Annotated in this window: 19 protein-coding genes; 15 read left to right on the top strand and 4 right to left on the bottom strand. The window is 35.8% G+C overall.

Features of this window, described 5'->3' with window-relative positions; genetic code table 11:
- Nucleotides 1–727 precede the first annotated feature (727 nt).
- Nucleotides 728–3,295, top strand: coding sequence for a BafA family autotransporter (gene bafA / locus ACFINM_RS02175; protein WP_375640098.1), 2,568 nt, complete (start codon nt 728–730; stop codon nt 3,293–3,295).
- Nucleotides 3,296–3,562: 267 nt separating this feature from the next.
- On the top strand, nt 3,563–3,985 hold the full coding sequence (ndk, locus tag ACFINM_RS02170) for a nucleoside-diphosphate kinase (RefSeq protein WP_375612918.1): 423 nt from the start codon (nt 3,563–3,565) through the stop codon (nt 3,983–3,985).
- 312 nt (nt 3,986–4,297) lie between these two features.
- Here the strand turns inward: ndk and pgsA are convergent, their stop codons facing one another.
- The 3 genes from pgsA to ACFINM_RS02155 all read right to left on the bottom strand — a co-directional run bounded on the left by pgsA (nt 4,298) and on the right by ACFINM_RS02155 (nt 8,187).
- Nucleotides 4,298–4,879: a CDP-diacylglycerol--glycerol-3-phosphate 3-phosphatidyltransferase gene (pgsA, locus tag ACFINM_RS02165; protein WP_273723320.1), complete on the bottom strand. Its 582-nt coding sequence runs from the start codon at nt 4,877–4,879 to the stop codon at nt 4,298–4,300.
- A 72-nt stretch (nt 4,880–4,951) separates the two neighbouring features.
- Entirely contained in the window at nt 4,952–6,931 is a 1,980-nt protein-coding gene (gene uvrC / locus ACFINM_RS02160; RefSeq protein WP_375630189.1) for an excinuclease ABC subunit UvrC, read from the bottom strand.
- 392 nt (nt 6,932–7,323) lie between these two features.
- Nucleotides 7,324–8,187, bottom strand: coding sequence for a 23S rRNA (adenine(2030)-N(6))-methyltransferase RlmJ (locus ACFINM_RS02155; RefSeq protein ID WP_375611253.1), 864 nt, complete (start codon nt 8,185–8,187; stop codon nt 7,324–7,326).
- 1,643 nt (nt 8,188–9,830) lie between these two features.
- Between ACFINM_RS02155 and tatA the strand changes: the two genes are divergently transcribed.
- The 9 genes from tatA (at nt 9,831) to ACFINM_RS02110 (ending at nt 18,601) form a co-directional block, all read left to right on the top strand.
- Nucleotides 9,831–10,133, top strand: coding sequence for a twin-arginine translocase TatA/TatE family subunit (gene tatA / locus ACFINM_RS02150; RefSeq protein WP_375640094.1), 303 nt, complete (start codon nt 9,831–9,833; stop codon nt 10,131–10,133).
- A 55-nt stretch (nt 10,134–10,188) separates the two neighbouring features.
- Complete coding sequence (locus tag ACFINM_RS02145) at nt 10,189–10,629, top strand: twin-arginine translocase subunit TatB (RefSeq protein ID WP_375640090.1); 441 nt, start codon at nt 10,189–10,191, stop codon at nt 10,627–10,629.
- The gene (gene tatC / locus ACFINM_RS02140; RefSeq protein WP_375640086.1) at nt 10,626–11,408 is read left to right on the top strand and encodes a twin-arginine translocase subunit TatC; all 783 of its coding nucleotides are present in this window, start codon (nt 10,626–10,628) and stop codon (nt 11,406–11,408) included. The genes ACFINM_RS02145 and tatC overlap by 4 nt, the downstream gene beginning before the upstream one ends.
- A gap of 61 nt (nt 11,409–11,469) precedes the next feature.
- Nucleotides 11,470–12,747 (top strand): serine--tRNA ligase, encoded by a 1,278-nt coding sequence (gene serS / locus ACFINM_RS02135; protein WP_375620754.1) that lies wholly within the window; start codon nt 11,470–11,472, stop codon nt 12,745–12,747.
- Nucleotides 12,748–12,880: 133 nt separating this feature from the next.
- Nucleotides 12,881–13,540, top strand: a complete 660-nt coding sequence (locus ACFINM_RS02130) for a protein-L-isoaspartate(D-aspartate) O-methyltransferase (protein ID WP_273791164.1) — start codon at nt 12,881–12,883, stop codon at nt 13,538–13,540.
- A 155-nt stretch (nt 13,541–13,695) separates the two neighbouring features.
- Nucleotides 13,696–14,877, top strand: a complete 1,182-nt coding sequence (locus tag ACFINM_RS02125) for a peptidoglycan DD-metalloendopeptidase family protein (RefSeq protein WP_375640082.1) — start codon at nt 13,696–13,698, stop codon at nt 14,875–14,877.
- Nucleotides 14,878–15,561: 684 nt separating this feature from the next.
- Nucleotides 15,562–16,014 carry a preprotein translocase subunit YajC gene (gene yajC / locus ACFINM_RS02120; protein ID WP_375640077.1) on the top strand — a complete coding sequence of 151 codons (453 nt, stop codon included), beginning with the start codon at nt 15,562–15,564 and terminating at the stop codon, nt 16,012–16,014.
- A gap of 462 nt (nt 16,015–16,476) precedes the next feature.
- Nucleotides 16,477–16,863 (top strand): Mth938-like domain-containing protein, encoded by a 387-nt coding sequence (locus ACFINM_RS02115; protein ID WP_375611259.1) that lies wholly within the window; start codon nt 16,477–16,479, stop codon nt 16,861–16,863.
- Nucleotides 16,864–17,740: 877 nt separating this feature from the next.
- Nucleotides 17,741–18,601 (top strand): phytoene/squalene synthase family protein, encoded by an 861-nt coding sequence (locus tag ACFINM_RS02110; protein ID WP_375611260.1) that lies wholly within the window; start codon nt 17,741–17,743, stop codon nt 18,599–18,601.
- Between the two features lie 912 nt (nt 18,602–19,513).
- On the opposite strand, the gene ACFINM_RS02105 is transcribed toward ACFINM_RS02110, so the two are convergent.
- Complete coding sequence (locus ACFINM_RS02105) at nt 19,514–21,403, bottom strand: peptidyl-prolyl cis-trans isomerase (protein WP_375640074.1); 1,890 nt, start codon at nt 21,401–21,403, stop codon at nt 19,514–19,516.
- Nucleotides 21,404–21,557: 154 nt separating this feature from the next.
- Here ACFINM_RS02105 and tpiA point away from each other — a divergent pair, with 154 nt between their 5' ends.
- The 4 genes from tpiA to kdsA all read left to right on the top strand — a co-directional run bounded on the left by tpiA (nt 21,558) and on the right by kdsA (nt 25,487).
- The gene (tpiA, locus tag ACFINM_RS02100; protein WP_375612907.1) at nt 21,558–22,322 is read left to right on the top strand and encodes a triose-phosphate isomerase; all 765 of its coding nucleotides are present in this window, start codon (nt 21,558–21,560) and stop codon (nt 22,320–22,322) included.
- An 82-nt stretch (nt 22,323–22,404) separates the two neighbouring features.
- Nucleotides 22,405–22,857 carry a preprotein translocase subunit SecG gene (gene secG, locus ACFINM_RS02095; RefSeq protein WP_375638112.1) on the top strand — a complete coding sequence of 151 codons (453 nt, stop codon included), beginning with the start codon at nt 22,405–22,407 and terminating at the stop codon, nt 22,855–22,857.
- A 128-nt stretch (nt 22,858–22,985) separates the two neighbouring features.
- Nucleotides 22,986–24,614, top strand: a complete 1,629-nt coding sequence (locus tag ACFINM_RS02090) for a CTP synthase (RefSeq protein ID WP_375611264.1) — start codon at nt 22,986–22,988, stop codon at nt 24,612–24,614.
- Between the two features lie 36 nt (nt 24,615–24,650).
- Nucleotides 24,651–25,487: a 3-deoxy-8-phosphooctulonate synthase gene (gene kdsA, locus ACFINM_RS02085; protein WP_273791141.1), complete on the top strand. Its 837-nt coding sequence runs from the start codon at nt 24,651–24,653 to the stop codon at nt 25,485–25,487.
- The last annotated feature ends 57 nt before the right edge of the window (nt 25,488–25,544 follow it).

The following is a 25,544-nucleotide window of genomic DNA, read 5'->3' as shown; positions in this document are numbered from 1 at the left end:
AATGTCTTTATACTCTCTCTTTTAAAGGTAACATACTGAATTTATAATAATAATTCATTTCTATGCATGTTGAATGAGAGTCGCGAAAATCATAGGATTCTCTCATTCCAAATCTGTTTATGTTGAATCAATCAAAACCATTTTCTTGCACGTCACAAGCAGGGAAGCCTGCGTGGATAAAAATTGTACAAGAAAGAACTAAAAATACCTCTTATACACTGCCTCAAGTACCAAAGGGTGTCGCGTTGCAACATTTTAGGGCTGGAAAAGTGTATGATGATATCGGCTCGCTTCTTCATAAGTGTAAAGATTGGGAGTTCAATGGCTTTACCGGTATATCATTCATGGATGACGTGGCGAAATGGGCTTGAGTGCATTGAGAGATGTCTCTTTAAAACAAGTGTGTGAATGTACAACCCAATGGCGTTTTGTTTTACGTGAAGAGGGGCTCCATTAAAGGGCACGAGCATTTTTTTTCATCTATAATTCCAGATATGCAAATTATTCCTTGAATTTAAGTGAACATTTGAATTTTATTCAATTTTTCTGCCTTAAGTTAGAGTTTTTTAGTGGCTTATAGATAAACAACTTAAAGTTGCTTAAATTAAAAAATACACTAAAAAATTGTATTTAGACATAAATAAAACACATTATGATACAATCTAAACCGAGCTACCTATGTGGCCGCGGGATATTTTTCTAAATAATTGAGAGTGGAGTGTGGATAATGCGGTATAAATACAAATTAAGTTTTTCAGTATTGATGATCAGTAGTTGTCTTTTGCAATCTGCAAGTGTAGTTGAGAGTAGGAATAGAGTTCTAACAAGAGCAACATATGTGGGAAATAGAGAAGAGGAAGAAAAAAAATTAGAACAGATTGCTAGTTTTTTCAAAAATAATATTACGATTGAATATGGTGATGTAGAGCTTGTTGAAAATGGAGAAAGTTCTGTAGGTTCCACTATTAAAAAAGGAGGGATGCAAATAGTTACACGGGCAGGAATTGCAATGAACGCCAAAATTTTGGGAGGTCAGCAGTTTATTCATGAAGAGCCATATATTGATCTTACAAGCGTGGAGAGAAAAAGTAGTGCATATAATTCCACAGTTACTGGGGATGGTGGAACAGTTGGACAGCAGAATGTGTATGATGGAGCGTGGGGTTGGTATACGAAAGTGGGAGATAACGGAGAACAAAATCTTTATGCAGGACAAAGAAAAGAGGGGGGAAAATCAATGTATGCTGAGGTCTCTGGGAATGGGAGACAGCACGTCTTAGCGTTAGGAGAATCTTATGCTACTAATTTGAAAGATCATGCTATTCAAGTTGTATATCCTGAAGGGTTTGTGGATGGTCTGACTGTTAACAACTTTGCTAAATCGTGGTTCCATGTTGGTGTACAAGAGGTCCTTGGAGAAGTAAGGATCAATGATCACGGAGAACTTTATTTATTCGCTGGTGATAGGACAAATCATACGACTAAGAAAAAAATTCCTATAAAGGACAGAGTGGATGAAACAATATTTGAGGTTGGTGAACGGAATATGGGAGAAAAACCTCAGATTGAAATTGAAGATTTAGGGGGGCAAAATGGGACTGTTATTTTTACTTCTATACCGTATGATCCACGACATATTTCACTTCATGTTGAGAAACTTTCAGGGAGTTTACATTTTCGATTCAATATTAGTGCTACGGGGGATTCGAGTGATTACTTATCGATTGATGAGGGCGCCGGTAATCACAAAATAAGCGTTGCAGATTCTGGTCGTGAAATTACAGGTCTTCTCTCACAAAAGAATAGTTTGGTCACAGGGATTAATTTAATTACCGATAGAAGCCACAATGGAGGCGCTAATTTTACTCTGGCAGACCTTTCGGGTAAGGATATTACAGCTGTTGATGGTGGGGCCTATCAATATCAATTGCTAAAGAGAGATAGATGTGCTGATTCTAGTGGTAGTGCTACAATTTGGTATTTAGGAAGAGCCTCTGGAGGTACGACACGTTCGAATACTGAAGCACAGTGTGTAAACAAGAAAACGAAGATTCCTCTTGCATTATCTGATCAAGGTGCTTCTTCTAGAGAAAAAAATACAGGCTCTCGTAAACCTACTATAAAACAACCAGCTAAACCACGACCTCCACGTCATTTAAGAGGGGCACAGAATGTCTCTAGTGTTTCTGTATCTCCCTCTCAAGAAAATCAGACTCTTGTAGCGTTACCTCCATCAGGTCCTCATCCTTTTTCTGATGAAAAACAACAAACTGCTGTTTCAACCTCTTCTCAATCTTTAGCCGATCAAATGACTTTGCGTCCAGTTCATAAAGAACACCCTTTTCCACAATTGAGTGAGAAACTTTCAGTTTCTCACTTTTTGACCACTCCCTCTACAGATGCGGTATTGTCTATGTCTGCGGCTCCAGCGATGATTTTTCACAATGAAATGCAAACCGTACGTGCGGGAAGAGGAATTCTAGATAAAAGTAAAAAGAATGCAGCTTTATGGACCTATGCGATTAAATCTAAAGAGAGCATTGCTACAGAGCATATAGATTTTAAACTGGATCAGACCGGTATCGTTTTGGGGATCAATGGTTTAAGCGAGTGGGAAAATGGAGAGTTTTATATAGGTGGTTTTGGCAGTTATGATCGTGCCCGTGTTGCGCATGCACGGGGGGGTAACAGTGGAATCAATACTTATGGTATTGGTGCTTATGTCACTTATTTTGATCATAGTGGATGGTATCTCGATGGTATTTTAAAATACAATCATTATCAAAATACTCTAAAAGCCGTTTCAACGAATGGTTTAGAGATTGAAGGAACATATACTCAAAGGGCATTGGGAACTTCCTTTGAAGCTGGTTATCGACTTAAGACGTCAAAGAACAGTTGGTTACAGCCTTATGGACAATTTACATGGTTACAAGTTGAGGGTAAAGAAATCAAGTTATCGAATGATATGACAGGTGACATGCGTCCATTCACTTCATTACGCAGTGAGGTTGGTTTATCTTTAGGGTATGAATTTGGTTCACACATGGATTCCTCATCGCTTGCGTATATTACAGCAGCATGGTTGCGTGAGAATAAAGATGACAATCAAACGTTAATTAATCAACGCCATCCATTTACCACTGACTTATCGGGGAATGCAGGTAAATTAGGAATAGGTTTAAGCAGTTTAGTGAGTGAGAAGTTAAAGTTATATGGTGAGGCACATTATATTAAAGGGCGTAAAACAAAACAGTCCCTTCAGGGTGTTTTAGGTGTACGCTATAGTTTCTAACGATATGGTTATTTTTTAATTGATCTCAATGATAATTTTGATGGAAAGCGTTGAGGAATATAAAAGAAGTTCAACATTTGCTAAGGAGCGGTAGCGCATCTTTATGATGGGATGAGCAATTGCAGGTGTTTTTATTAAAGTCTTCTTTATAATTCATTCTATATTTTTGAGAATTTGTATAGAATTTTGCAGAGTCACTTGGCAAAGGGCTCCTTGCTCGCTATAGAAATGGCTAGAGAATATTATAAATGAAATAAAGGTGGTTAAATGGCTTTAGAGCGTACTTTTTCGATGATTAAACCAGACGCAACCCGTCGTAATTTGACTGGCGCAATTACTAAAATGCTTGAGGATGCGGAGCTACGTGTTATTGCGTCTAAACGTGTCTGGATGAGCAAACGTGAGGCTGAAAAATTTTATGCTGTTCATAAAGAACGTCCTTTTTTTAGTGAATTGGTTGAATTCATGTCTTCTGGTCCAACCGTTGTACAAGTTTTGGAAGGTGAAAATGCAATAGCTAAAAACCGTGAAGTAATGGGGGCTACGAATCCTAGTGATGCAGAAGAAGGGACAATTCGTAAGGTTCATGCTTTATCGATTGGCGAAAATTCTGTCCATGGATCCGATAGTGCTGAAACGGCAAAAACAGAAATCGCCTTTTGGTTTCCTGAGGTAGAAATTGTTGGTTAATAAAGCGTATATAAGAAGCAAAAATCCGAAACACTATGTTTCGGTTTTTTGCTTATAAGATTATAGATTTTTTTGAAAGCATATAGAGCATTAATCGTTTTTTTAGCTTTTAATATTACAGCTGCTTTTACGAAAATATAAAGCCTATTTACTCTTTTCTGAAGAGTTTTTATCTACACGTCCCCCTTATTTGTAATGTGCAAAACAGTGTTTGATTGATTTATCATTAATAAAAATAAATCAATCTTATGCTATTCTTATCTCTTATTTAAGTACAAAAAGATAAATTATCATTATAAATCTCCATACTCTTCATAGGATAACGTGTTTTAAACCTGCACGAAAATAATCCCACCCTGTCCACAATGTAAGGAGGGCAGAAATCCACAACATAGTAATGCCAAACTCTACTGTGTAAGGGAAAATTTTATTACCGGCTGGTCCAGCTAAAAGAAATACAATAGCGATCATCTGTACAAAAGTTTTCCATTTTGCAAGACGAGAGACAGGAACACTAACTTTTAACTCAGCCAAATATTCACGTAATCCTGATACAAGAATTTCTCTGCAAAGAATGATAATAGCTGCCCATAGTGTCCACCCAGCGATGGTACTGTCTGCGGCAAGCAAGAGCAAACAAGCAGAGACGAGAAGTTTATCGGCAATTGGATCTAACATGCGACCAATATTGGATGTTTGTTCCCAAATACGAGCAAGGTAACCGTCAAGAAAGTCAGTAATGGATGCAACGATAAAAATAGAAACAGCAATCCAGCGAGTGATATCACTTGATTGTAGTCGCCCTTCTAAAAAAAAGCATGCAACAACCATTGGGACTGCAACAATTCGTGCATAAGTTAAAATATTTGGAAAAGAAAAAGTATGATTTTTCATGGAGCCATTTTTAATTCTTTTGAAAGAGAATATATTTCCTAAACGTAACAAGGCGAAGGTTATGAAACAAGCCTATTTTTCATGAAAATGGTTATAAATTTTTTGTGCAATTGTCATAGAGATTCCCGTAACTTTTTTTAAATCTTCAAATGAGGCACTAGCAACAGCTTTGGCACTTCCAAAATGATGAAGCAATGCACGCTTTCTTGTCGGACCGATATTTTCGATTTCATCAAGTGGGTTTTTGAATGTTGCTTTTTTTCGTTTTATCCTATGAGTTCCAATCGCAAAACGGTGTGCTTCATCACGCAGACGTTGCAAAAAATAGAGGATAGGATCACGTGGAGGAAGTGTAAAGGGGGGAATACCTTTTATAAAAAATCGTTCACGTCCCGCATGACGGTCAACACCTTTGGCGATTCCAACAACTGTGAAGAGATCATTTAATTGTAATTCAGCAAGTATTGCATGTACGCTGTTGATTTGTCCTTCACCACCATCGATTAAGATAAGGTCAGGCCAAATGGGAAAAAGATCATCATCTTTTATGTCATGACTTCTATTTGGCAGATCATACTCTTTGATAAGGCGTGAAAATCTTCGTTTAATCACTTCTTTCATCATGCCAAAATCATCGCCAGGCGTGATATCTGTTGAGCGAATGTTGAATTTTCGATATTGATTTTTAATAAATCCCATTTGACCAGCAACAATCATAGCTCCTACAGCATTTGTTCCCATGATATGAGAATTGTCATAGACTTCTATCCGGCGTGGAGGAAAAGGTAGTTGGAATGTTTTAGCAAGACCTTGAAGCAATTTTGTATGGGTGGCTGTTTCAGAAAGCTTATGTTCAAGTGCTTCATGAGCATTGAGATAGGCACGATTAACAAGAGTTTTTCGTTCACCTTGTTTAGGTAAAGAGAGGGACACTTTGTGATTTGCTTTAAGACTAAATGCCTCTGTAAGAAGTGTCTTTTCTTCAATTTCTTCAGATAAAAGGATGCTTTTAGGAAGTGGTTTATCATCGTAAAATTGGGCAAGAAAACTCGCTAAAATTTCAGTGCGGGAAAAAGAGGGATCTGCTTTAGGAAAATAGGCACGGTTTCCCCAATTTTGCCCCATGCGAAAAAAGAACACTTGAATACAGGTCATTCCTTCTTTTTGCGCAATTGCAAATACATCCGCTTCTTTTATCGTTTGAGGATTAATACTTTGATGGCTTTGTATGTGAGAAAGGGCTGATAAGCGGTCACGATAGGAAGCTGCTTGTTCAAAATCAAGATTTTCTGCGGCTTTATGCATAGCTTGAACCATATCGTTTTTAATAGATTGATCTTTTCCCGAAAGGAACGCTTTTGCTCCTTTCACCAGTTCTTTATAATCACTGTCACTAATTTCATGAGTACAAGGTGCAGAACATCGCTTAATTTGATAAAGCAAACAGGGGCGTGTACGGTTTTCAAAAACTGAATCAGTACAGGTTCGTAATAAAAAGGCGCGTTGTAAAATATGAACTGTTTGTGTCACTGCACCAGCAGAAGCAAAAGGACCAAAATAGTGAGCTTTTCGTGTTCGAGCACCACGATGTTTGTAAAGTGCAGGCACTTGATGATCATCTGTAATCATAATATAAGGAAAACTTTTATCATCACGTAGGAGTACATTAAAATGTGGATGCAATCTTTTGATGAGATTGGCTTCTAAAAGGAGTGCTTCTGTTTCTGTATGGGTGACAATAAATTCCATATGATATGTTGCACGAATCATGCGGGTAATACGATTATTGTGTCCTTGTTCACGTGTATAGCTTGAAACACGTTTTTTGAGATTACGGGCTTTGCCAACATAAAGAATATCACCATTTTCACCAATCATCCGGTAAACCCCTGGCTTATGCGGAAGGTGTCTAACAAACTCTTGTATGAACTTGATACCTTGGAATTGATTTTTCTCATTGCTTTGATTAGCATTATGCCATGTAATATTAGAGAGAAAAGAAAGATTTTCCCGTTCATTTTGCGGACAATTTGTATTATTTTTCAGGACCATTCCGTTTATTACGAATATGTTGTTTGTTTAATATATGAAATATTCTTTTTTGTTAAATAATGATTATTTATGTCTTTATATTTTTTTCTATAAATAATATCTTATAACATAAGAGTGTGATTTTAGAGAGCCGATCTTTCATAAAAAATATGAGAGTTGTTATTCTAAGACAGCTTTATGAATTTGCCCAATTTATCCATTAAAATGATTGAAATAAGAAATCCATGATGATTAAGAGGATAGGCTTTCTAAAAAAAATAATTCACGCTGATCGTTATTAGCTTACCATTATAATATGTTGATATTATCCAAAGAATCAAAGAACTTTATCATTTAATGCCTTTGTATTTTACAACATGATATTTGATTTAGGAAAAATATTAGAGAAAGATCTAAAATAATAGATGTTCTTTTTGAAGCCACTTATGCGTTATTTTGGCATTTTCATCTTGTCCAAGACGGTTGATAAGAAAGGGGCTGAGTTTTTTCATTTCTTCTTCCAAAAGGTAGGGAGGGTTAATAATAATCATACCACTTCCATTCATTGTCGGTGGACTTGAATTTTTTCGGATACGCATTTCAAGCTGTAGAATCTTAGGAATTCCGGTTTGATAAAGCGCGTGAAGAAAACTTTCAATTTCTTTGTCATATTTAACAGGATACCATAAAGCGTAGATTCCTCCAGAAAAGCGACGATAGGCTTTCGTTAATCCATCAATAAGGCGGGAAAACTCTCCAGCTTTTTCAAAGGGAGGGTCAACAAGGATAAAACCACGTTTTTCTTTTGGTGGTACATGAGCATTTAAGGAAAGCCAACCATCTAAATGCAGAACTTTTGTTTGATAATCTCCTGCAAAGTTTTTTGCTAAAATATGATAATCTTCATTGTGCAATTCTATTGCGGTGAGGCGATCTTGTTTCCGTAATAATTGACGAATAAGAACAGGAGATCCAGGATAAAATACAATTTCTTTTTCCCCTTTATTGAGGGCATCAATGATATCACACCATGGACAAAGGAGTGTTCTTAAATCTTCTGGGATAGGAGTTGAAAAAAGTCGTTGGACACCTTCGCGCCACTCTCCTGTTTTATGTGCTTCTAAAGAAGAAAGGTCATAAATACCGATTCCAGCATGCGTATCTATAACGCGAAAAGCTTTTTCTTTGCGTTTGAGATATTCTACAATGCGAGTGACAATAATGTGTTTAAAAACATCAGCAAAATTGCCAGCATGATAAATATGCCGATAATTCATGGAGTAAACTCTATCATATGTATAACTGTACCGGATTATTAGCATAGAATAATAGAATTGATATCCATAAAAATACTCTTGTAGAAATCAAACAATACCCTCACTCCCAAATTATACACTACAGAAAAAATATTAATGTCATTAGAGCATTTATTCACAAGGCTATTTTTATACTATGAGATTAATCGTTAAAATTTTAATTTTTTTATATGAAAGATAGACAAGAAGAGACAAAACATTTCAATAGAGATATTTATGTTGTAAGAGAATTTTTTTATGACCGCGGACTCTTTCAGGAAAACTATAAAAAAACTCAATTAACGAGAATATTAGTGAAGTTTGTTGAAAAATTGAAGGGTATCTTTCAAATTCATTCATCAATTTGCTTGTTTAAAGATTAAAGAATTTCAAATGGTTGATAAAAACATTGTTACATTTATAAGTTTTTTAGCAAGCGTAAAATTATGGATAGAGCAATAAAGTGCTGGTGTTATAGTGATAGATTTTTGTAAAAGTGTGAATGAATTTCATTGCTTTAAGCGGAGCCAAAGCTTTACATTATACACGCTAAATAGCTAGGTTATTGTGTATGATGCTAAAATAAAACTTTTGAAAATTGATATGTGCTCTGCAAGCTATCTCAATCAAAATGAGGAATTTTAAACTAAAGTAAATAGGTTTATCTATCTCTAACACTGTATTATCGAGCGACTTTATGAGGTAATCTTATAAAAAAGGCTAGGATAAGAAATTCTTTTTATATGGATTATGCTTCGATACCATGCTTTTGATTGAATGTAATTTTCTATTCATGCCCATTCTGTTTTCAATACTGAGATAGGTTAAACACATGATATTATGAGAACGCATGCCCAGAATCCGGAGACTTGTAATAGTTAGAGCATACAGTGGTTTAGAGAGCTGGTTATATGGAGGTATTTTACTGAATAAAGGCACAAGCTGGTACCTTTTTTATTTTTTAGCAGTATTGCCATACCTCTTGGCACTTGAGTTGGTTCATAAAGTACATTTTTACTCTTTCCGCTAATAGTTTTATTTACACGCCAGATATTTAATTGAATGCTATGATGGCTCATATTTCGTATTGTATATGGAATAATGGATGATAAAATTTCCACCCCAACGCAAAGAATAAATGTTGTGCGTAAGATGATCGTTTTTGAAGAGACTGATGATGTGTTAAGAAAGTTTTTTAGAGATTTTTCTTTCTGATTTTTTTAATTGAATACGTAAAATGTTTTACAGCATGTTATGATTTTTATCAGTAAAGGATAATTTGGCGGAAATGTTTGTAATGATATGTAAAGCATTGTTTAAAAGGAAAGACATTGGCTATAGTATTTACAGGAAGATGAGTAACCTAAGAGATCAGATGAAGTTATTTTAGAAAAGTTTTTAAGTGTTTTGAACTTTGTATGAAGTGGTTTATCATTTTTGAATGGTTTGTGTTATAATACGCTAAAAAAGGATGAGAGGATAAAAAGTTCTTTTTGCAATAAAAGCGTGTAATTGCTTTTAAGTTAAGAAGAAAATATATAAGTAAGATATTATATTTGATACATTCTTCAGAGGAAGCATGGATAAATGAAATCAAATTTAAAAGCATAAAGTTAGAGAGAATAATGGGTAATATTTTTTCACCAACGCATTTAATTATAATTTTATTGATTATCTTTGTGCTTTTCGGTCGCGGTAAAATTTCTGAATTAATGGGCGATGTTGCTAAAGGAATTAAAGCCTTCAAAAAAAATATGAAAGAAGAAGATGACGGCATTGAGGATAAAGTTGAAATGGCTCCTACTTCCCAAATGATTGATGTAGAATCTCAACAATCTCAACCGTTATCGGTAAAACATGCAACAGCGCGCAGAAAGGTTTCTTCTGCTTCTAAAAAAAGCAAAACATCTGTTGCTAAAAAACAGTAACAAAAACGCAATCATCATTGTGCAATATTTTTTGATGAGAAAGTCGAATTAAGAGATGTTTGGGATTGACGGACCAGAGTTTATCGTAATCTTACTTGTTCTCATCATTGTCGTTGGACCAAAAGATTTACCTAAAATATTAAAGACAGTAGCAAAGATAAGAGCGTATGTGTATTCAACAGCAAATGAACTTCGTCATCAGTTTGATGATGTAATAAAACAAATCGAGCGCGATGATTTGCAAAAAGTATGTTCGGATATTAGCGATTCAAGCAAGAAGTTGGCAGAAACTTTTGATCCCACTCAAAATATATTAGAGGATATCCACGATAATTGGGATGTTAAGGAAACACATCATAAATCAAAAAAAGGTAAAGAAATTTTGGAATGTGATCAAAACGTAATCAAGAAAGATATAACAGTTTCTATAGCTTCTCATCATTCTGAAAACATTTTTGTTTCCCCTAAAGATAAAGATAAAGAAGATATGTCATGAATGCTAAGAAAGATGAAGTTGATGCCCATATGGCACCACTTTTAGAACATTTAATTGAACTTCGTCAGCGAATTATTGCTGCCTTGGTTGCATTTATGATCGCTTTTATGATGTGTTTTCTTGTTAAAGATTATATCTTAAATTTTTTACTATGGCCATATCAGTGGGCAATGAAAATAGCAGGGGGTAATCCTGAGGGTATTCGTTTGCAATCAACGCAAGTATGGGAAACTTTTTTAACGAAGATGAAGCTTTCTGCTTTTGGGGGAATTATTTTATCTTTTCCCTATACGGCTTTTCAGTTTTATAGTTTTATTGCACCAGGGCTTTATAAAAATGAGCGGATGGCTTTTTTACCATTTCTCATTGGGGGGCCTATTTTATTTTGTATTGGGGGAGCGTTTGTTTATGGTCTATTAGCGCCAATAATACTATGGTTTAGCCTTTCTCAACAATTTCTTCCAGATGTTCATTTAAAAATAGAGTTTATAGTGCGTATTTCTGATTATTTGGGCTTTATGACATCATTTATCCTAATTTTTGGTTTGATTTTTCAATTACCTCTTGTCATCAGTCTTTTAACAAAAATTGGATTTTTAACGTCTCATGATTTGGTGTCTAAACGAAAATGGGCTATTTTGCTCTCTTTTATTATTGCGGCAATCATAACGCCGTCGGATTTTTTTACGATGTTTGCAGTGGCTTTACCAACGATAGCACTTTACGAGATTTCAATTTTAATTGCTTACAGTATAGAAAAGAGAAGAAAATCCGCTTAAGAAAAGTGTATAATCTTATGCGATAAGGAATGAATAAAAACAATATAAATGAGGAATTTTTATGCTTGATATTAAGTGGATTCGTGACAATCCTGAGAAATTAGATAAAGCACTCGTAAGTAGAGGTCTTGAGCCACAAGCTGAAAGGTTAATACAACTTGATCTTGCACGTCGGTCGCATATTGCTAAGGTGCAATTGGCGCAGGAACGTCGCAATGCTGTTTCAAAGGAAATAGGACAGGCTTTAGCGGTATCGGATCAGCAAATGGCTGAACGTCTTAGAGCTGAAGTTGAAGAGATTAAAGCTTTTCTTTCCTCTGCAACAGTGGAAGAAAAACAGCTGACGGAGAGTCTTGAGAAAATTCTTTCAGCACTTCCAAATATTCCATTAGATGATGTTCCAGAAGGTAAAGATGAAAGTGATAATGTCGTCATTCGACATTTTGGTACACCTCCAATATTTAATTTTACACCAAAGGAACATTTTGATCTTGGTCAAGATCTCAAACAGATGAATTTTGAACGAGCTAGTCGTTTGTCTGGAACACGTTTTACAGTACTTTCAGGGGCGTTAGCACGGCTAGAACGAGCATTAGGCCAATTTATGCTTGATGTGCATGTCAATGAGAATGGTTACACAGAAGTCTCAGTACCTCTTCTTGTTCGTGATGAGATTGTTTACGGAGCAGCACAATTACCGAAATTTGCTGAAGACCTTTTTCGTACAACAGATGGTCGATGGCTTATTTCCACAGCAGAAGTGCCATTAACCAATTTGGTCAACGATGAAATTTTTGAAATATCAGATTTACCACTGCGATTTTCTTCTTTATCTCCCTGTTTTCGTTCAGAGGCGGGAGCAGCCGGTCGTGATACGCGCGGTATGTTGCGTCAGCATCAATTTTGGAAAGTTGAAATGGTCTCGATTACCAGTGAAGAGCAGTCTTTAATTGAATTGGAACGTATGACGGAATGTGCAGAAGATATATTAAAACGGCTTGGTTTGCCTTTTCGCACAGTGGTTCTTTCTACGGGTGATATGGGGTTTGCAGCGCGTAAAACCTATGACATCGAGGTTTGGCTTCCTGGTCAAGAATGTTATCGTGAAATTTCTAGCTGTTCAGTTTGTGGAGATTTTCAAGGTCGTCGTATGAATGCGCGCTATCGTAAAGACGGCGATAAAAAATTGCATTTTGTTCATAGCCTTAATGGTTCTGGTACGGCTGTTGGACGTTGTCTTATTGCTGTACTTGAAAATTATCAACAGGCTGATGGATCAATTATTATTCCAGATGTTTTACAACCTTATATGGGAGGCATGCGCTGTATTACTGCTTAATTTTACGAAAGGAGAGACAATATGCGTTTATTGCCAAGAGGTGATGATACACAGACGCAAGTTTTTGCCATTTTAAAAGAAGCAGTTTGTCAGTATGATAAAAGTGTACCTCCATTGGAGATTGAATGATACTATGGGGCAAAAGGGTATTTTACAATTTCGTGAGGAGTTAGCCGCTCTTGTACTGAAAATGCGTAGCAAAGGCATTGATGACGTGCGATTTTTTTCGGCATTAGAGAAAATTCCGCGTCAACAGTTTGTTGCTGCTCCTTGGTTCAATAGTGCTTATGATAATAAAGTTATTCCCCTTGAGTGTGGTGAATATATGGAACGTTTGGAAGAACAACTCTTAATTCTTTCGGCATTATCGTTGAAAAAAAGGCATCGTGTCTTAGAAATTGGTACAGGATCTGGTTTTTGTACTGCTCTTATGGCATGTCTGAGTGACCGTGTGACAACGATTGATCGTTATAAAACGCTTGTTGATTTAGCACGCCAAAAATTTCAAACTTTAGGAATTGAAAATATTGTTATACGGCAGATTGATGGAAGTCATAGCGTGACAGGCTTAGGATCATTTGATCGCATTCTTATTTGGCCATCACGTTTTGATGAACCAAAGGAATTTTTAGAACTTTTAGCTGAAAATGGAATTCTCATTCAGGCGATAGGACCTGACGAAGGGGTACAAACGGTGACGCGCTATACAAAAATTGGTAGTCGATTTGAGTGTTTAGAACTGTTCCAAGTGCGTTACCAACCTTTTATTAAAGGCATTGCGGAGATACTTTAATTTTTACAAGCTAAGAAGTTTCTGCAAATTGTCTACGTTAAGTTCATTTTGATCTTATATAAAGATATTTATGAATAAAACATCTCATTTTAACTCTTCGGTAATTTAAAAAAGCTTTAATGGAGTGAGTTGATTATTGATGAGTGAGCAAAACGATGTGTCTAAAAGCTTTGGATAATATTTTCCAGCATAATTTTCAGAGAATAACTTTGTTAGCGGTGGTAACTATTGTTGCTGGTTGTAGTTCTGGTACACAGCGTTTTTCCAATACGTTCTCTCATCGTACGGTATCATCTCAATCAAATATATCAAGCACTATGTATACAGACCCGCGAATGCTATCATACGGTAGTGGTATGATACAAAGCACTGAATTGCCACCTGTGGAATCAAGCGATGATTCGTGGGGAGATGATAATTCCCCCTATAATTTTCCACATCAAGATAGGATAACTTCTTCTGATGGTCGCGTTATGGGCTCCCCTCCACGTAATCTTGGAACACTTTCTCGTTCACAAATGGATAAATCTCCTATTTTTCGGCGGAATTCTTATATTGTCCAGAGTGGAGATACACTGCTCAGTATTGCACGACAAGTAGGGGTTAGTGTTGAGGCATTAAAATTAGCAAATGGTATAAACAGCAATTCCATTTATATTGGTCAGGTACTGGTTGTTCCAAGCAGGCGTACATTAGCATCTTCAAATGCACACAATAATAACGATTGGGCAGTGTCAACAACAGAATCTGCATCCCAATCTCAAGTGATGTCCTCTATAAAAAACAAGAAGTCCTCTCCTATATATAAAGCTCCTGTAACAACGCCACCCTCTGCAAAGATGAACAAATCAAGTTCTGAGAAAAATTTTTCTAAACAGATGACGCAATTGAAACATGAGACTGGTTTGTCAAGTACTGTTACGAATACAGATAATATGACGACTCCGCAAGCCACAGGAATTTCTAAGATGCGTTGGCCAGTACGAGGGCGTTTATTAAGCCAGTTCGGTCAAAAAAAGGGAACAGTAATGAATCGAGGAATAGATATTGCAGTGCCTGAAGGGTCTTCGGTAAAGGCGGCAGAAAATGGTGTGGTTATTTACGCGGGAGATGGATTAAAAGAGCTTGGTAATGTTGTGATGATTCGACATGAAAATGATATTATCACTATTTATGGATGTAATAGTAAGCTTGTTGTTAACAAAGGACAAAGGATAAGGCGCGGTGATGAGATTGCTAAATCTGGTGTTTCAGGAAATGTTAAAACGCCACGTGTCTATTTTGAGATGCGTAAGAATTCATTACCTGTTGATCCCCTTAAATATTTAGAAAACTAATTTATTGATAACTTTGACATTTGAATAGTCTTACAGTTTATAGAAAATTCATGAAAAACAATTGATTTTCTTAAATCAATAACATAGCAGCAAAAAATCATTGGTTTCAGGAGAGTAGTTCGTTGGGTCGTTAGATATTACCATCTTTGTATTTATGAAAGTGTAAGACAATAGTATCATACTGTTTGTCAGCTTTGAGTATTCCAATTGCTCTTGCATTTGAGAGAAGCATGAAAAAAGATATTTCACGCCTTTCTTAAAAAGTTTTTATCGACAGGCTCGTTTCATATGTGTGACGTGCAAGAAAATCGTTTTGATTAATTCAGAAGGTTTGAAATGAGATCGTTTTATTGTATTTAGATCTGTCATTTGATATCAAAAACGATAAATTATCTATATAAATTAAGTTTGTTCATTAGAAAAATTATCTTGTATAATTTATTGAGTTAGTGAAAAGATTTGTATTGTAGGATATACAATAGGGGAAAGTGAATCTATTTTTTAAGATTTTTCTCATTGTATTTTGGTATTCTGCCTCTTAAGGATTTATTGTATTTTTGTAAAGCTGTGATTAGATTATGTAGTTATTGCTTTTTATGATAAATTCTTTAGGAATTTTTTCTGTATCGGAATTTCATTTTAATAGAGTGGGAAATACCTGAGGTTTAACTATAGGAGATAAAAATGTTTATTACGAACGCTTATGCTCAAGTTGCAGGCGATGTTTCCGGTGGAATTTCATTTGCTAACGCTGTCCCATTCATTTTACTTTTTGCAATTATGTATTTTTTTATCATTCGTCCACAGCGTGCCCAAATGAAAAAACGCCAAGAAATGCTTAATGCAGTACGTCGTGGTGATACAGTTATAACGGGTGGTGGTATTATCGGCAAGGTTACGAAGGTTCACGATGAGAGTGGTGAATTAGAGGTTGAAATTGGTGAGAGTATGAATATTCGTGTTATTCGCTCAACATTAGCTGATGTGCGCGTTAAAGGTGAGCCGATTGCAGAAAAAAAGTCAAAACTTAATGCTAAAGCAAAAACACCACAAAAGTCTAAATCTAAAAAGACAACGAAAGAAGATATGAGTATCTCTGAAGAGAAAAAAGCTGTATCAAAGGAAAATGCATCTTAAGGTGTAATGGCAGTTTATTACATTTTTTAAGCATTTTTATAAAAAGCTTGGCAAGATCAAGACAATTTCATTGAAAAAGAGGCTTTTATAGTGGCTACAGAAAATGGAGTTTTTGTTTTCTTTAGATTATTAAAATAGTTGTTTTATTTATAGAATGTTACGCAATTTTTTTCTGTTTTTTAAACAAGATCATTGTGTTTATAAAAAGCAATTTGTGAGTAAATAAGCTGAGGAAACTTTTTAAAAGATAGATTTATTTAAGCAGGTATAGCATTTTACTGCGGTTTATTCCAAAATTTTCATATATTTGTTGTATGAGAAGATTAGGGCATTATATAAAAATTTTCACTTCAATACTAGGCTATGTTTAACATATCAATGTTTATATCAGCCTTACTTTAATTTTTATGGTGAGAAGAAGCAAAGACAATTGGATTATTCAAAAATAAAAGGTGCATATTCATGTTCGATGCAATTCAAATTCGTGAAGCACATTTTCCAAGTCGCGCACCTATTGATGCTTATGGAAATGGTGGGTTTCGTTTTGCTGATATGTCTCATAGAGGTTCTATTATTTGTGTACCATCAGGTATTTATGGCATTGAGATGGCAGGGCCTGTTCCCACTCAAAGGGATATATCTCGTATTTTAGAAGAAGCTTCTGAAATCGAAGTTTTATTAATAGGTACTGGAATTGAATTATTACGATTACCTGAAGAGTTACGGGTGCTTTTATGGGAAAAACGTATTTCATCAGATACAATGAGTACGGGAGCGGCGGTGCGTACATTTAATGTTTTATTGGCTGAAGATCGCGCTGTTGCGGCGTTATTATTTGCGGTAGAATAGAGTATTGTTTAATAAAACAAAGGCTCTGGTCTAGCATGAAAGACTTGTGTGATTATTTTCTGCGCTGTAAAATACTGTCGTTTAAGGCGGTGATATAAGGGTATAGAATATACATAACTTAACACATTAAGTGTTTTTTAAATACAGCAGCAAGTATTCAGGACAAAGTTTGCTCATAGTTCCTAATGAATCACATGAGTGATCAGCTCTTGGGACTTAAGATAGTTCATAAGAGGCATTTTAATTCTTTCTTATACAGTTTTTACCTACAAGCCAGTTCCGCTTATGACGTGCAAGGGAATAGTTTTTATTGATGTAACATGGAATTGGTTTGAAATGAAAGCATATCTACGATATTTGGGATTCTAATTTAATATACAAAACACAAAATTATCATTATAAATCAATGCGTTTATAGTAACAGAAACGCACCGAGAGCAATTGGATTTTTTACAAATTGGTGTTGGTAAGAACCTTTGTCTTTTAGGATGGGGAGGAGGTCAATGATTGATGAAGTTTTTGTGATCAGTGCATTTTTTATAAAATAACATTGTCATCTATCCACTGAAAAAGTGTTTTGCGTTGCTTGTTGTTCAAGTTTTACTATGCATGTTACGATTGGTTTTTAGCTTTTTTATTGCAAATGAAAACTTGAAGTCCGATAAGATAAGTTTTATCAGAAAAATTATTTATTTAATTTTTTTCTTTCTAAAACGAAAAGGGATTAGAAAAGAAATTTTAATTCATAATACAGTTAAGAGACACATTTAAAAATCTTATTTTCTGAACTGTATTTGCTTATCCTTCATTTTTTAATATGAATAAAAAGAGGGTATTAATTTAATTGCTAAAAAAGGGACGTTAATAGGTTCATAGAATGATAGGCTCTCTTCCTTATTGTCTTGATATTTTACGTACCATAGATCGTGATCGCTATATATCGGTTTTATTTGCACCTAAAAAAAAGCGCCAAGCATTGGCTGCTCTTTATGTATTTAATGCTGAAGTTTCTCGTATCCGCGAAAGTGTACATGACCCACTCATAGGAGAAATACGGTTACGTTGGTGGTATGATGCTATTGCTCATGGTGAAATGCAAACGAGTGGAAACAATCCGATTTTGAATGATTTATTAAAAGCAATCACTCTTTTTAATTTACCTAAGACAGCTTTTTTACGTTATTGTGATGCGCAAATTTTAGATCTTTATCACAATCCAATAGAAACACTTCATGATCTAGAGCATTATTGTGGTGAGACAGCAGGCATAATTTTACAGCTTTCTTGTCAGATATTAGATCCTGAAACTGCACAAGAGTTTACAGATATCTATGAACATGGAGGGATTTCTCAAGGATTAAGCGGTGTATTGCGTCTTTTATCATTCATGCAATCACGATATCAATATTATTTACCCACTGATATATTAAAGGCTGTAGGAGTGAATAGGGAAGATTTGGAATCTCATCGTCTCAGCGATCAACAAAAGGGTTGTATTGTTGAAGCTATGGTAGCATTATCGCGCGATCATTATACCCAATTTTACGAGTATTCTTGTACTTTACCTAGAGTTCTTAAGCCAGCTTTTCTTCCATTGGTCATTGTACCAGCTTCTCTTCAAAAAGCTATACAGCTGGGGGCAGCAATTTTTCAAGAGAGTGCAACTTTGCCATTGATGTATCGCTATTGGTTGATAACAAGGGCAGCAATAAGCGGCAATTTTCCAAAGATATTGTAAAAAAATATTACTACGTTGGAATGCGTAACATGTAGACTGATTTTTTCATATGAAGATAAAAGGAGCTATTGTGATTCCAAACCATTTTTTTGTTATAAAAAATGTTGATGTTTTGGTTGTTATGAACGCAAAAGAATAAGAAATTTTATGATCTTGAAAATACGCTGTATTTCTTCATCAGTAATATGTTTTATTCAGTGTATTGGATGGGTGAGATGCAGAGAAAGAAAAACATGAGATAAATCTTAATACATTGGTTTGTTTGAAGAAGAACTTTTAAGTACTCTGAATGTATTGATTGTATCTCATTTGCAAATGAAATGAAATTTCTATTTTATGAGAGAAGTTATCTTAGCAGTCTATAAGTCTATAAAAAACTCTTATTTTTGAGAAATTATAACATCATAATTGATGATTGTTATGATTGATGAATATATTGATTTATAATGATAATACGTTTTTTCTCATATTGAATGAGAGTCTTGAATAGAAAAAGATTTCTCCATTTTTATAATGAATTTTAAAAATAGTTTTTTTATCTATTATAAGTTGGATGTGTAAATGAAATCATTTAAGGAAGAAGCAATACGCTCCCTATGAATGAATATTAAGAGTAGCAATATAATGAGCTATGAATGAATGACGATAGGGATGATATTTATAGCTTAATGGGCGGCAACCTTTACGACCTTTGGATGGATAATGTTTTTTAATGCATTGCAAAAACGATTCTACATTCCATTGACTATTTTCTCGCAAATCCATACATGCACTGTTTTGCGAGAAAATGAATCATTATACAAACGCTGATCCTAAGATATGCAGACAAGAAATCCGTCTTACCTCTTCAACTATAGACGAAGAGCTGATGAAAACTTTATCAATAAGTTCTTAAAATTATGCACAATCTTTTTATTGGAGAGCGTTAAAGATCTGATTATAATTTGTGCTATTAATTTCCAAAGGATGTTCTTTATTGGCAACTTGTAGCATTTCTAGCTTGAGATCTTCTCTTATCATCATATCTATATTGGCGCGGACCTCAGTTGAAAGAGTATGAGACGTGATATCTTTAGGCATGATTACAGTCTTTATTTGATAAATGATACGGTTTGTTGCAACCGGACCTTTTATGATGCCATAATGACCTTTGGGAGCAGCAAATAATGCTTTAATCCCTTCAACGCCAAGGATTTCAGATGAGTCTTGACGCCGGAGGGCGGGTGTTGTTTGTTTTGTAACACCAAGGGTATGAGCAAGAGCAACAAGACTTTTTCCTTCCGTGAGCTGTTTGAGAGCATTTTGGGCTTTTTCATCAAGAAGACGTTGGATTTCCTCATTTTTCCATTGAGAAAGAACATCTAGCTTAGCCTCTTCAAGTGTCTTATCGCGGGCAGGAATAATTTTATCGACCTTGTACCAGAGATATCCACCATTTTGAAAAGAGAGAGGATCAAGATCGACTCCTTCGTTTGATTGATAGATGGCATTCAGTAAAATATCTTTTTGAGGTAAATCCGTGAGTATTGCACCTTCAAGCGTTTTTCCCGTTTTATCAATAGTAATTGTGCGCAAAGATAACTTGTATTGGTCAGCTAACTCTTTGAGAGAAGCTCCCTCAAAACGAGCATTTTCAATGGCAGCATAATTGTTACGGATATCATCAGTAGCACGATTTTTGGCAAGTGTTTGGCGAATATTTTCTTCTACACTTTCAAAAGGAAGAGAGCTTGAAGGTTCAATATGCGTAACGCGAATGAGAACAGGTCCCTGTAAGTCATTCATCACAGGACTGACTTGGCCTTGTTGAAGTTCAAAAATTTCAGATGTCAGATGATTAGGAAGTTCATTTTCTGCGAGAGGACCTTTTTTTATGTCATTAAGAGTCTTTTTTTCAGCTTTTACCAGTTCATCAAAACTCAATCCGTCAGCTATTTTTTTTGCTGCATTATCGGCTTCTTCGCGTGAGGGGAATCGCAGTTCTTCGAATGTACGCTTTTCAGGCGTTACAAAACGTGAAGCATTTTGTGTATAATAGGCTTTCGCCTCATCTGTTGAGATATCTTTAGGTTTTACAAAATCATTAAGTTCCATAGATAGCAAAGAGACAGTACGGTATTCTGGAGCACGAAATTGACTTTGATGTGTTTCAAACCATTTTTGTAATGTTTCGTAATCAGGATCAGCAATTGTTTCCTTTTCTTTTAGATCAATAACGAGATAATCAGCAATACGCATTTCTCCCTGATAAAGAGCAAGTGCTTTATAAAAGAGATTTGGTGCCTTCATATCAGAAAGTAAAGCAGCAATAAGCTGATTACGCTTTTCTTGTTTGGTGTAATAATTAAGAAAAGCACTTTCACTAATACGTAAATGCTGAAGATAGTTATAAAACAAGTTTTTATCAAAAGTGCCATTTACTTGGAACATTTTATCAGAACCAATCGTATGAGCTATTGTATCTTTTGAAAGACTTATTTTCATTTTACGTGCTTGTTCATCAAGCAGTACATTTTGTTGTAATTGATTAAATACAAAAGCAGGAATTTGGTATTGCTGCATTTCATTTGTTGTAAACATTCGTCCAAGATGAGCAGCATATGCTAAACGTGCGCTTTGATCGGCGAGTGCAAGACGATAATCATCGACAGTTACTGTGGACTTTCCAGAAGTAATAAGATCTCTTTCACTTTTTTTGTGTAACTGCGGTACCCCCCATAAAAGAATGAAGCATAAGAGTAAAATAGCAAGGAAAATTCTAAAAATCCAAGAATTTGTAGCATTTCTTATGATGTCAAGCATTGTTCAAGTCCATTTTTAATGTGAGTTATTATCAAAGCTGTAATGGAATTTGCAATAAAGAGATGAAAGATGCAAGCTTTAAAGACTTGCTTTCATTTTATAATTTGGTAACTACAGATAAACAATGTATTGTAAAAGCTCTTGAGGTGAAAATATGTCTCAAAATATTCGGCCTTTTCTTGCTGGAAATTGGAAAATGAATGGAACGAGTGAATCGCTTGGAGAGTTGCGTGCTATTGCTACAGGCGTTAGCTCTGATCTAGGTCATCTTTTTGAGGCGCTTATTTGTGTTCCAGCAACGCTTTTATCGCGTGCTTCTAATACGCTGAATGGTGAAAATCTCCTTTTGGGAGGACAAAATTGTCACTTTGATGATCATGGTCCTTATACTGGAGATATTTCAGCTTTTATGCTTAAAGAAGCGGGAGCAAGTCATGTTATTATTGGGCATTCAGAACGTCGTACAGTGTACCAGGAAAATGATGCGATTGTCTGTGCCAAAGTGCAAGCTGCGTGGCGAGCAGGTCTTGTGGCTCTTGTATGTATTGGTGAAACATTGGAGGAGCGTAATAATAATAAAGTACTGGATATTCTCACGCAGCAGCTTGAAGAATCTCTCCCAGATGATGCAACAGCAGAGAATACCATTATCGCTTATGAACCAGTTTGGGCGATAGGCACCGGCAACACAGCGACTCCAGAAGATATTGCAAAAGTACATCATTTCATTCGTGATAGGGTGCGCTCTCGTTTTGGTGATGAAGGCAATAAGATACGTTTGCTTTATGGTGGATCCGTAAAGCCATCCAATGCATTTGAGCTTTTAAGCATTGCTCATGTTAATGGTGCTTTGATAGGTGGAGCAAGCTTAAAAGCGATTGATTTTTTAACTATTTGCGATGTTTGTCGTAAACTATAGCAGAGAAATTTGAGTTTCCCCTTGGATTGTGCGTTATTTATGTGTAAATAGCTATTAAAGAGTTATTTAAAGAGCAGGGTTTATGCAAACAGTACTTATAGTTATTCATTTTTTGATTGTGATTACTTTGGTTGGTATTATATTAATTCAACCTTCAGAAGGTGGTGGGTTAGGTGTGAGTAATAGCTCAGGGTTGATGAAAACTCGTGGATCTCGAAACCCTTTAACACGTTTGACTGCTATTTTAGCCTGTTGTTTTTTTGTTGTATCTATTGGACTTACCGTGGTGAGTAATATATCAAATTCTAGTTCTGATATTTTAAAGCGTATACCGGTTAATTCAGAGCAGAATTCTACCAATAAAGACTCAGGATCAGTCCCATCATCAGATGGTGAGTCTTCCCCTTCTATTCTTGAACAGCTAGGAGGCACTTCGAATTCTTCGCAGGAACAGAAACAGTCCACAAATCCTGAAGTAGAAAGTCCAGTTCCTCAGGTTCTTGAAAATACAGTTCCCGATAACAGTACAAAATAGTTTTTTAAGAAAACATAGACTTTTTAAAAAAGGTGATTTTTTCGCCTTTTTTATTTTAGAAGGAAAATTGTTTCTTTTTACATTTTTTGCTGGAAAAATCATTATAAATTGCTTATCACCATAAGCCCATGGCACGTTATGTTTTTATTACTGGTGGTGTGGTTTCTTCCCTTGGAAAAGGCATCGCAGCGGCGGCGTTAGCAGCGTTATTACAGGCTCGTGGCTATCGCGTACGTCTTCGCAAACTTGATCCTTATTTAAATGTTGATCCAGGTACGATGTCACCTTATCAACATGGTGAAGTATTTGTAACCGATGATGGTGCAGAAACGGATCTTGATCTTGGTCATTATGAGCGTTTTACTGGGCGTTCTGCAAATAGCCAAGATAATATTACAACAGGGCGTATTTATCGCAATATCATTGAACGAGAGCGGCGTGGTGATTATTTGGGGGCAACAGTCCAAGTTATTCCTCATGTTACAGATGAAATTAAGAGATTCATTACGATGGGAAATGAAGAATTTGATTTTGTTTTGTGTGAGATAGGTGGAACGGTTGGTGATATTGAAGCAATGCCTTTTCTAGAAGCGATTCGTCAGCTTCGCAATGAGCTACCGAGACAAAATGTCGTTTATGTCCATCTCACATTAATGCCTTATATTCCTTCAGCAGGTGAATTAAAAACGAAACCAACACAACATTCTGTCAAAGAATTGCAAGCAGTTGGTATTTCTCCTGATATTTTGCTTGTACGTGCAGATCGATCTATTCCAGAAACAGAACGGTGCAAATTATCACTTTTTTGCAATGTTCGCTCCAATGCAGTCATTCAGGCATTAGATATGCCAACAATTTATGATGTTCCTATGGCATACCATAAGGAGGGTTTGGACTCTGAAGTTCTTTGCGCTTTTGGAATCGATTCGGCACCTTCCCCCAAGATGGATCGTTGGGAAGATATTACGCATCGTATTCACCATCCTGAAGGAGAAGTTACGATTGCTGTTGTGGGAAAATATACGGGCTTAAAGGATGCTTATAAATCTCTTATTGAAGCGATTGCGCATGGTGGTTTAGCGAATAGAGTGAAGGTTAATATTGAGTGGATTGATTCGGAGCTTTTTGAAAAAGAAGATTCTGTTTCAGCTTTACAAAAAGCCCATGGAATTTTGGTTCCAGGTGCTTTTGGGGCACGAGGGGCAGAAGGGAAGATTCGAGCAATTCAATTTGCGCGAGAGCGTAAAGTTCCATTTTTAGGGATTTGTTTTGGGATGCAATTAGCTTGTATAGAAGCTGCGCGCAATATTGCACAGATTGAGAATGCTTCATCGAGTGAGTTTTGCGAAACAGACAATCCAATTGTAGGTTTAATGACAGAATGGCTTAAAGGAGACGTCCTTGAAAAACGTACAAGAAATGGTGATCTCGGCGGTTCGATGCGCCTTGGTGCTTTTGCTGCTGAATTAAAAGAAGAGAGTCATATTGCTCAAATTTATGGGGTGACCAAGATTGTCGAGCGACATCGTCATCGTTATGAGGTCAATATTGATTATAAGGATAAGTTAGAACAGTGTGGTTTGATTTTTTCTGGGATGTCTCCTGATGGTATTTTACCAGAAACGATAGAATATGTAGATCATCCATGGTTTATTGGTGTTCAATATCATCCAGAATTAAAATCCCGTCCTTTTGATCCACATCCGCTTTTTTCTTCTTTTATTGAAGCTGCTGTAGAACAAAGTCGATTAGTTTAATGCATAAATTGGGTTACTTTGCTTTTGAGGGATAAAATGACTAAACCAAATGCCCGTGTGAAAGTTGGAAATATGATTTTTTCAAATGAAATGCCTCTTTCATTAATTGCAGGGCCGTGTCAGATGGAAAGTCGTGATCATGCTTTTGAAATGGCTGGTCGTATTAAAACAATTACCGATCAGCTTGGTATCGGGTTTGTTTATAAATCAAGTTACGATAAAGCCAACAGAACCTCTTTGGGGGCGGCACGTGGTATTGGTCTTGAAAAAGCAATGTCCATTTTTTCTGATTTAAAAAAAGAGTTTAATTGTCCCATATTAACTGATGTGCATACAGAAGAGCAATGTACAATTGTTTCTTCTACAGTTGATATTTTACAAATACCGGCTTTTTTATGTCGTCAAACAGATCTTTTGGTAGCAGCCGCCAAAACAGAATGTGTTATTAACATTAAAAAAGGTCAGTTTTTAGCGCCGTGGGACATGGAGAATGTTTTAAAAAAGGTTGTTTACAGTGGTAATCCGAATGTTATGCTTTGTGAGCGAGGCACGTCATTTGGTTACAACCGACTTATTTCTGATATGCGTTCGTTGCCTATTTTACGTTCATTTGGTGCTCCTGTTATTTTTGATGCAACGCATTCTGTTCAAGAACCTGGGGGGCAGGGGGCTTCATCTGGTGGGCAGCGTCAATTTGTTGAAATTTTAGCGCGTGCAGCTGTCTCTGTTGGGGTAGCTGGTATTTTTTTAGAAACACATCAAGATCCAGATAATGCACCTTCTGATGGACCTAATATGGTTAAAGTTGATGATTTACAAAGATTGCTTGAGACTTTAATGGAATTTGATTATCTGTCAAAAAAGTTGAGCTGAGAAGAGAAAAAATATTTCATTAATAGGGCATTATAAATGAATCGAGACTTTTATTGG

This window comes from Bartonella sp. AA168HLJHH, from assembly GCF_042197365.1.
GTDB lineage: Bacteria > Pseudomonadota > Alphaproteobacteria > Rhizobiales > Rhizobiaceae > Bartonella.
Note: the sequence above shows the minus strand (reverse complement) of the source record. Positions and strands in the feature narration are given on the sequence as shown.